This is a genomic window from Mycobacterium sp. 1245852.3 (assembly GCF_001669335.1).
GTDB classification, from domain to species: Bacteria; Actinomycetota; Actinomycetes; order Mycobacteriales; family Mycobacteriaceae; genus Mycobacterium; species Mycobacterium europaeum_A.
Window position 1 is genome coordinate 1 of the sequence record NZ_LZLL01000300.1, and the last position, 2,407, is coordinate 2,407.

General features: G+C 66.0%; 3 protein-coding genes and 1 tRNA gene. All 4 read left to right on the forward strand.

All coding sequences use genetic code 11. The features are described from left to right. Window positions 1-190, forward strand: a 190-nt coding sequence (locus A9W96_RS13430) for a sterol carrier protein domain-containing protein (protein ID WP_197499509.1), incomplete at its 5' end; no start/stop codon positions are given. A 236-nt stretch (window positions 191-426) separates the two neighbouring features. Next, window positions 427-502: transfer RNA gene (locus A9W96_RS13435), tRNA-Lys, on the forward strand. Window positions 503-644: 142 nt separating this feature from the next. Continuing rightward, window positions 645-911 (forward strand): hypothetical protein, encoded by a 267-nt coding sequence (locus A9W96_RS13440; RefSeq protein ID WP_066860358.1) that lies wholly within the window; start codon window positions 645-647, stop codon window positions 909-911. Window positions 912-1,050: 139 nt separating this feature from the next. Next, window positions 1,051-2,407: DUF3556 domain-containing protein (locus A9W96_RS13445; protein ID WP_067140354.1), on the forward strand; the 1,357-nt coding region annotated here is incomplete at its 3' end.

The window sequence follows — 2,407 nt, forward strand, 5'->3', positions numbered from 1 at the left end:
CACACCGCACGACGGGCCCGCGGACGTCCAGATAAGCCTCGGTGATCTGGGGACCATCTACATGGGGGCCCACCGCCCGTCGGAACTTCACCGGGCGAACCGCATCGCGGAACTGCAGCCGGGCACGCTGCGCACCCTGGACGCCATGTTCGCCACCGACCGGGTGCCTTATTGCGGCACGCTCTTCTGATAACCGTCCAGCTCGCCAATCAGGTTGCGGCGAAAACTATTCGAAGACGTTACGGGTGGCGCGTCGAGTCGCGGTGACGCCGACCCCGGTCGAGCGGGTAATGCTCGAGGCGAGCCGGACGGCTCCGAACCATGCGGATCACCCGCGGCCGAGCGGCTATCCTGGGAAGCGGTCGGGATTTCACTGGACGGCACGACGCCTGTTATTGTCGCCTACGCGGTCTCGGCCGTTTAGAAGCGCCGTTAGCTCAGTTGGTAGAGCAGCTGACTCTTAATCAGCGGGTCCGGGGTTCGAAACCCTGACGGCGCACCAGCTCACCGAGTAGGTCAATATTTGGTGGCTTCTCCACTTCAATGGGGGGTTCACCCGATGGGTAGCGATCTCCGAGCAATCTCTTTCCCGACGATCGCGCGGGTCCTACCATCCCTGCGGTGGGGTTTTTCAGAGGGCACTTGTGAAAACTGACCTGAAGTGGGTCGAGCCCTTCGAGGGCCACTATCACGCCAACATCGACGACCGCAGCGAATACCGGGTGCACGTGGTCTCGACGGGCGGCTTCCGCGCCGAACGGGTGGACGACGGCTTCGTGCACCACGACCTGGGCCGGGCCGGCACCGCCGCCGAGGCGCAGGCGATCTGTCAGGACCTGCACACCAGGGCCCTGCGCCGCGCCGCGTGGGAGGCCTACATGGCCGAGCACGACCCGCCGGGCTGGGAGTGACCCCCTCAGCGGTTGACCGGAATTTTGCCGCCGTATCCCACCGCGACAGCCCCTCCTGCAGGTAATTTCTTGCTGGCACCGATCGGCGCCAGAAGCGCCGATAGGCCCCCTTGGGACGAGCTGCGTCGAAGGAGCTGCAATGGGGTTCATCCGGCCGAACCTGCCCGTCGTCGACATGGCCGAGTGGACCAGCCGCTCCCGCGCCGAACGGATCGTGCCGATGGCGCGCCACATCGCCGAGCACGGCTTCGGCACCCCGCTGGTGATGCACGTGATGTACGGCGTGAAGATCGCGCTCTACATCCTCGGCGGTTGGCTCTTCGCGTGGTCGACCTCCGGCATCGGCGGCTTCAGCCACGTCGGCGAATGGTGGTCGGAGCCGATCGTGTTCCAGAAGGCCGTCCTGTTCACGATGCTGTTCGAGGTCGTCGGCCTCGGTTGCTGCTTCGGGCCCTTGGCGGGGCGCTACTTCCCCCCGATGGGGTCGATCCTGTACTGGCTGCGGCCCGGCACCATCCGGTTGCCGCCGTGGCCCAATCGGGTGCCGTTGACCAAGGGCAGCAACCGAACCCCGTTCGACGCGTTGCTCTACGGCGTCCTGCTGGTGCTGCTCCTGACCGCGCTGGTGTCCGACAGCGCCGGACCGATTCCCGCGCTGGACACCACGATCGGAGTGCTGCCGTGGTGGCGCACCGTCGCGATTCTGGCGGTCCTGGCCGTGCTCAGCTTGCGCGACAAGGTGATCTTCCTGGCCGCGCGCGGCGAGGTGTATGCGCCGCTGGCGCTGACGTTCCTGTTCGCCGGGGCGGACATCATCGTCGGCGCAAAGGTCGTCTTCATGGTGATTTGGCTGGGTGCGGCGACCTCCAAACTCAACAGGCACTTTCCGTTCGTGATCTCGACCATGCTGGCGAACAATCCGTTCATCCCCTCGGGGCCGCTCAAGCGGTCGATGTTCAGACACCACCCGGACGACCTGCGGCCCAGCGCGCTGGCGGGATTCATCGCGCACTTCTCGACCGCGGTCGAGGGTCTGGTACCGCTGGTGCTGCTGTTCTCACACGGCGGCTGGCCGACGGCCATCGCGGCGTTCGTGATGATCGTGTTCCACCTCAACATCCTGCTGGCCTTCCCGATGGGCGTGCCGCTGGAGTGGAACGTCTTCATGATCTTCGGGGTGTTATGGCTATTCGTCGCGCACGCGCGCCTGGGCCTGTCCGACATCGCCCACCCGTTGCCGATCGCCGCCCTGTTCGCCGTCATGGCCGGCACGGTCGTCGTCGGGAATCTCTATCCGCGCAAGGTCTCGTTTCTGCCCGGCATGCGCTACTACGCCGGCAACTGGGACACCACCCTGTGGTGCGTGCGGCCGTCGGCCGACGAAAAGTTCCGCGTCGGCTCCCGCGCCCTGGGCCCGATGCAGCACCAGCAGCTCGAGCGGTTGTACGGCAGCAAAGAGGAAACCCTGATCCCGCTGCACCTGGCCTTGGCGTTCC